Consider the following 6,590-nt stretch of genomic DNA (forward strand, 5'->3'; position numbering starts at 1 on the left):
TCCTTTCGAATGTTGGGTGACACTTTCATTCTACTGGAGATCCGCCAGCAAGGGCTATTTTTATGCTTGTCTGAGTTTTATCTAGCACCACGGGTCAAAGTTATTATATTCATACCAATCCTCTACTGATTTACCAGTATAACTCCATCCTGAAGAATAGATCTTATAACCTTCCTTTGGGCTAATAGAGAGAATTTTTACTCCATCGTAATACCATAGATTTTCCGTCCAAAACTCGAACAAGTCAGTACCATAGATATTCTCACCGATTAGTGTTTTATGAAACCAATTATAATCGGTTATAGTAGCTTCAGCTTTGGTCGGAAGAATGAATCACAAGAAAGCATTGAATACATTAGCAAAGAAATTTGAACTCTTGGCCTCTTTGTTATTTGAACTTGTTAAGTCCTTATTTAACTTTACTTTTTGTGTATATTTTACAGGCGTTAAGTACACTAAGTATGATAATTTTTCGTCTTCAGCTAACTTAGGCCAAACCTTTTCCTTTAATACTTTATTTTTTTCTTCAATAGATGCATCCCTTTTTGTGGCTTTTTCAATCTCTTTTAATACTTTGTCTGATCTTTCTTTTGCAAAATCTTTTATTTTTTCTTTCTGATTATCGTTCAATTCATTCCAAATACTAGGATCATTTACTAATTGTTTAGCCAGTTCTTTTCCAGTTTTCTCCGTTGATGCAGCAAAGGTTAGATTGCCAATAGACCAAAACGAGATGATAAAGGAAAACAACAACAATGCTGATAAAAATTTTTTCATACACTTTCCCATTTCTTAATTGAATTTATAACAATTAAAGTATAACATTTCCAAAAGGTATAAATTTGTCGAAATTTTATATGGTACATTAGTAAAATAGATCTATTTTTAACGTATATAAAGTGATTTGAAAAAGTACTCTAAATAATGCCTTGCGATTCTCTAGACAACAAAGATGATACGGAGAAGCTGGCGCGATATCATCCATTCGACATCGAGTCCCTAAAGGAGCATAGCCGGTCTCTGCCTGATGACTAGACCGAACGAAGGAATGTAGGCACAAGGATGCCAAGAGACATGGGAGGGTTCGTCATCATCAGCGATGCAGAGATCCAAGGTGCATCCCATACGCTTCCCTCACTACAACCAAATTTAACCAGTAGTGACCGCGAAGCGTACCCAGTCAATGTAAGATATACACATATTTAAGAAATAATGTTAGGAACTTTGTCGAAAAATATTTTTTTGACACCCCTGAAACGGCTACAACCGTTGATATATCAACATTTATAGAGGGAGGAAGCAATATGGCTCTCTTCATGTTTTCCTTTTTATACAATTATTCGGACTTAAAATGGAACTCACACCCTGTATGGTTCACCAATGAGTCCCCGCTTTTCTCATGTTGGTGTCTCTTCACATTTAACGGAGTTATTCGCTAGTTAATTATAAATATTACTAATTTTTTAACAAAAAATTCACGATCATTTTACAATTATTTACAAGGAAAATAATTGTTAATGTAGAATTTTGATAGCAAGCGCGCTAATACATCTCAAAAAAATACACAAGTAGGAGGTATTTAAAATGTTTCGGGTATTAGTCTCAGACAAAATGCCCAATGAAGGCCTGAAACCGTTGAGAGAATCAGAATTTGTTGAAGTTATACAAAAAAATATAACAGAAGTAGAAGATGAATTAAATACCTTTAATGCTCTATTGGTGCGGAGCGACACAAAAGTAACGAAAGAGCTTTTAAAAAAGATGACCTCTTTAAAAATTGTCGGAAGAGCCGGCGTCGGTGTAGATAACATTGATGTTGATGAGGCAACAAAGCAAGGAGTAATTGTCATTAATGCTCCAAATGGAAATACAATTTCGGTAGCCGAGCATACATTTGCGATGATTTCTTCTTTGATGAGGCACATTCCTCAAGCTAATATTTCAGTTAAATCAAAAGAATGGAACCGAACAGCTTTTGTTGGATCTGAACTTTACGGAAAGATTTTAGGAATTATCGGTTTTGGACGTATCGGTACTGAAGTTGCCAAGCGTGCAAAAGCCTTTGGAATGAAGGTGCATGTATTTGATCCTATCCTTACCCGTGAGAGAGCAAATAAAATGGGTGTCGAAATGCTTTCATTTGACGAAGTTCTTTCCAGTGCAGACATCATTACAGTTCATACACCTCTTACCGAGGAAACGAAGGGATTATTAAATAAAGATACAATTGCAAAGACAAAGAAAGGAGTACGAATTATTAACTGTGCAAGAGGTGGAATTATTGAAGAAGAAGCTCTTTTAGAAGCACTGGAAAACGGCCATGTCGCAGGAGCAGCGCTTGATGTATTTGAAGTCGAACCCCCTATCCATTCAAAATTGATCGATCACCCATCGGTGATTGTAACACCACATTTAGGAGCCTCAACAAAAGAAGCACAGTTAAATGTCGCTACACAAATTTCAGAGGAGGTTTTGCGATTTGTAAAAGGTCTTCCTGTCATGTCTTCCGTCAACTTCCCAATCATTAAAAAGGATAAAATCCAAGAAAAATTAGTCTTAAATTAAGATTACGATTACAATGAAAAACTTAGAGTTAAATAGAACGAATTACCAAATAATTAATAATCCTGTTTTTTAATAGTAATTTACATGCGTTTACTCTTTGAGTGGAAATTTCTTTTACTGGAGGGTGGTAAAGTTATGTATGCCGAGATTCTCAGCGACAAGCTCAATTCTTTGAAAGAAAGTGGACAATACCGTGAATTCGTTACGATTAATCGGATATGTGGTCAGTATCCATTGGCAAAGTTGAATGGTAAGGAAGATGAGCAATCTGTTGTTGTGTGGTGTAGCAATGACTATTTAGGAATGTCTCAGCATCCTGTGGTTACTGCAGCGATGCACGATGCGATCAGATTATATGGCGCCGGTTCAGGCGGATCACGGAACATAGGTGGCACACACTACCATTACACTTTGCTCGAATCATCACTAGCAGACTGGCACGGTAAGGAGGCTGCATTGGTTTTTCCGACTGGATACAGTTCAAATGATGCAACATTACAATGCTTGTTGCGTCTGTTTCCTAATTGCATAGTGTTCTCCGACGAACTTAACCATGCTTCGATTATCAATGGAATACGAAGCGCTAAAGCTGACCGTGCTATATTTAGACATAATGATGTCGACCATCTGGAGGAATTACTTGCTTCTCAGCCACGTAATCGAGCAAAAATCATCGTATTCGAGTCGATATATTCGATGGACGGTGATATCGCGCCAATCGAAAAGATTACGAACCTTGCTAGTAAATATAACGCTCTAACATTCCTCGATGAAGTGCATGCCATCGGTATGTACGGTCCACGTGGAGCAGGGATGGCTGCAGAACTCGGCGTTGCAGATCGTATAGACATCATTCAGGGAACAATGGCGAAGGCGATAGGGGTGATAGGCGGATATATTGCTTCGTCAGCACTACTGATTGACGCTGTTCGCTCTTTTGCATCTGGTTTCATTTTTACTACATCTCTGCCGCCAGCAGTTGTCGCTGCATGCTATGCCAGCGTCGAGTACTTGAAATCCTCCGATAAGGAAAGAAAAGAACTGCATAGGAAGACTATTATGTTAAGGGAAACACTCACTCAGGCCGGTATTCCAGTGATGCAATCGAGTGAAACACACATTCTTCCCGTACTGATCGGGGATGCAAAAAAATGTAAAGCTGCTGCTCAAAGACTACTTGAAAAACATAAGATCTATCTACAGCCTATTAACTCGCCGACCGTTCCTATCGGTACGGAACGTTTTCGAGTCAATGTTACACCTAACCACACCGAAGAACAGATATTACAGCTAACCGATGCATTGAAGGAAGTTTTTCACTACTTTGATATTCCTTTTGCGCAGTCGGCAGCAGATGTGTACGCATAACTGTTTTTACAGTATGGAGCAAATCGATATGTATGCCAAGGCCAACATAAATAATAGATGTTTAGATCATCTGACATACCTGTAATGTAATCAATGAAACACACATTTTTCGAGTACAAAACGTGTCGAAAAATATTTTTTGACAACCCTGAAACGTCTACAACCATTGATATATCAACATTTATAGGGGAGGGTGTTTGTCTATGAATAATAACTTGAGAATCGTCACAAGAAAGGCCACTATTAACGATGTGGACATGCTGATTGAACTTAGAAAGCTATTGCTTAATGAAGGGGTGGGTCACTATGTTTCTAAATCTCATGAAGAACAAATTGCTTGGCAGGAAAGCTATCGAAAATGGCTTTTTCGCAACATACATGCAAATGAAAAAATTGTAGTTGCTGTGGCCCATTATGATGGTGAATCCGATATATCGGCTTGTGCAATTGGGATCATTGATGAACGCGCGCCGATGAAAGGATGTTTGAACGGCCTAGTTGGATGGGTACAATCAGTTATTGTTCACCCTGCACGGCGTCGTAGAGGATTTGCTGAAAGTTTAATGAAATATATTTTGGACTGGTTCAAGACAAATGATGTCCAAAAAGTTGTATTACAAACAACACCAATAGCAAAAAATCTATATACAAAGCTCGGATTTACTGATTCTGGCGAAGAATTATTGTTAAAGGAAATTTAATGTTATACAGGAGGAAAATCATGAACGTCTTAATTGTCGGATTGGGGTATGCTGGAACAAGGTTTGTTCAGGCTTTTTCTAATATAAATAAAAACATAGTTGGCAATGAAAAAATCAATATTGCATACGTTGATAGAAGTCTTAAACGTAGTGATATTAAATATTTTGAAGAAATAGATACTGCTATCAAACAATTTGATCCTCAGATTATCGTTATCAGTGTAAATGATGAATTCCACATGGATGTTATTAAAAAGTTGAATGGGTTCAAAGGCTTTGTTATTTGCGAGAAGCCCTTAGCAAATACACACGATGACTTAGAGCTTCTGGAAGCTAAACTAAGCGATATATCTGGATTCTGCCTTAACCTCATAGAACGTTACTCTGATGCAACCATCGTTTTGAAAAAGTATGTTGAGGAGCATGATCTACGGCTTATTCGCGCAAATTTTTACTGGGGAAAGAACAGAATTAATGATCATAGACCAACTTGTGGTGTGATAAGTGAAATAATCCACCCACTAGATCTTATTCAATGGATTTGTGCCCCAAACTCTGATCTGGAGTTGAAATCTATTCAAGGTACTCGCTCCGACTTTTCCATATCAGGGCCGGAGGTGCTTGATAGTGTTGCTGTGACTGCTTATTTAGGAAGAGCTGTAGTAACCGGGTATAGTAGCTTCGTAAATATTGTTCGAAAAAGAGAAGTAGATCTAGTATTTGCCTCTCCACAAAACAAACTAATTTTTGCAACTATGGTATTTGATACACCTGTATGGGATATTGATCATCTCCGTATTTGGGAGAGAACATCCTCTGGAGAACATGTAATCATGGATATGAAAACTAGTATTGATGACTCTAATCCAGGACTTAAAACAGTGCGGAAGCTAGTACGATTAGTAAATGATGTTACTGGGTATGTACTTAATGGAACAGTTCCTTCACAACCGTTTGCCTGTCTCCAAACAGCTTTGAGGCTCCAAAAATTATTAAATACCATAGAACATAATGCGACGACAATCGGACCTGTACAGTACGTGGTTGGTCCTAAACGGGAAATCTACAGCGACGAAAATGATTGGGAACGCCTTGGCTGATCGCAGGCACGGTCAGAGGTTTCACCTGGATTAATAATTTAGGAAACGATTCATGATTTTTGGAACCACTTTTAAATGGGTGCGATAATGATTCAAGGAATGAATTTCCACACTTGAAGATAGGGGCAACTCAGGGGAGAGGGAAGGTTCGACGATTTTAGTATCCTCCCCCCAATGGTAGAAAATGACTTAAACTTGGTTACTGAACCCCTATAGAAGCTTATTCTGGAAGAGCCTCTATTCAAGTTGATTGATTTTGTCGCATTACAGGGAGGGTATTGCATCCATTTTGTCCTCCCTACCTCTACTTTTTTTATTTTGTTTCTTTGCACGTTTTTTCTTTTTATCCCAATAAGAAAATAAGTGTAGTTGTCTATTAGGTACCTAAACACTTCTCAACAATTGACATCTGCTAGAGAAGCTGATGTAGAGGTTCTGATTGGAATAGGTAATTTCTGCACGCAAAGTATTTTTCGACATTAATGGCATATTCTAAGAAAGTAATAAAAACGATTAATTTTGATCGTTCATTTTTTTGCTATGTTCACAAAGAGAATCTTGATTACTTGCTTGACCTAAAAAGAGATCATTTCCAATCATCCTGATTAAAGAGTGGGATAACAGATTTTTTCATTAGATCAATAAACGCATGTACAGTTGGTGATAGATTGTCACTTTTCCAAGCAAGGGCCGTCGTAGTGGTAAATGGATTATTCCGAATGTCACGATAAACAACTTTATTTTTTAATACATATTGTATAGAAGCTGGTACAAGAGCTACGCCCATTCCTGCTGAAACAAGAGAGATGACAGTAGGTAATTCTTGTGTTTCTTGTACTACCTTTGGATGGAATCC

The 6,590-nt window shown here is 37.8% G+C and carries 5 protein-coding genes and 1 pseudogene; 4 read left to right on the forward strand and 2 right to left on the reverse strand.

The window, feature by feature from the left end:
* Positions 1-333: 333 nt before the first annotated feature.
* Positions 334-777 carry a hypothetical protein gene (locus tag BM278_RS17570; RefSeq protein WP_013878218.1) on the reverse strand — a complete coding sequence of 148 codons (444 nt, stop codon included), beginning with the start codon at positions 775-777 and terminating at the stop codon, positions 334-336.
* An 807-nt stretch (positions 778-1,584) separates the two neighbouring features.
* Between BM278_RS17570 and serA the strand changes: the two are divergent.
* From serA to BM278_RS17590, 4 genes and pseudogenes are all read left to right on the forward strand, one after another.
* Positions 1,585-2,538 (forward strand): annotated as a pseudogene (serA, locus tag BM278_RS17575) (phosphoglycerate dehydrogenase); the annotation flags it as partial.
* Between the two features lie 162 nt (positions 2,539-2,700).
* Entirely contained in the window at positions 2,701-3,933 is a 1,233-nt protein-coding gene (gene hemA / locus BM278_RS17580; protein WP_090952345.1) for a 5-aminolevulinate synthase, read from the forward strand.
* Between the two features lie 203 nt (positions 3,934-4,136).
* Entirely contained in the window at positions 4,137-4,634 is a 498-nt protein-coding gene (locus BM278_RS17585) for a GNAT family N-acetyltransferase (protein WP_013878222.1), read from the forward strand.
* 20 nt (positions 4,635-4,654) lie between these two features.
* Complete coding sequence (locus tag BM278_RS17590) at positions 4,655-5,734, forward strand: Gfo/Idh/MocA family protein (protein WP_013878223.1); 1,080 nt, start codon at positions 4,655-4,657, stop codon at positions 5,732-5,734.
* A gap of 586 nt (positions 5,735-6,320) precedes the next feature.
* On the opposite strand, the gene BM278_RS17595 is transcribed toward BM278_RS17590, so the two are convergent.
* Positions 6,321-6,590: LysR family substrate-binding domain-containing protein (locus BM278_RS17595; RefSeq protein ID WP_167359681.1), on the reverse strand; the 270-nt coding region annotated here is incomplete at its 5' end.

The sequence above is a fragment of the Parageobacillus thermantarcticus genome, from assembly GCF_900111865.1.
GTDB classification, from domain to species: Bacteria; Bacillota; Bacilli; order Bacillales; family Anoxybacillaceae; genus Parageobacillus; species Parageobacillus thermantarcticus.

What these genes read in the sequence shown, in the direction of transcription:
- BM278_RS17570 (WP_013878218.1), bottom strand. Translation starts at nt 777, where the DNA reads ATGAAAAAATTTTTATCAGCATTGTTGTTGTTTTCCTTTATCATCTCG.
- BM278_RS17590 (WP_013878223.1), top strand. Translation starts at nt 4,655, where the DNA reads ATGAACGTCTTAATTGTCGGATTGGGGTATGCTGGAACAAGGTTTGTT.
- BM278_RS17585 (WP_013878222.1), top strand. Translation starts at nt 4,137, where the DNA reads ATGAATAATAACTTGAGAATCGTCACAAGAAAGGCCACTATTAACGAT.
- hemA (WP_090952345.1), top strand. Translation starts at nt 2,701, where the DNA reads ATGTATGCCGAGATTCTCAGCGACAAGCTCAATTCTTTGAAAGAAAGT.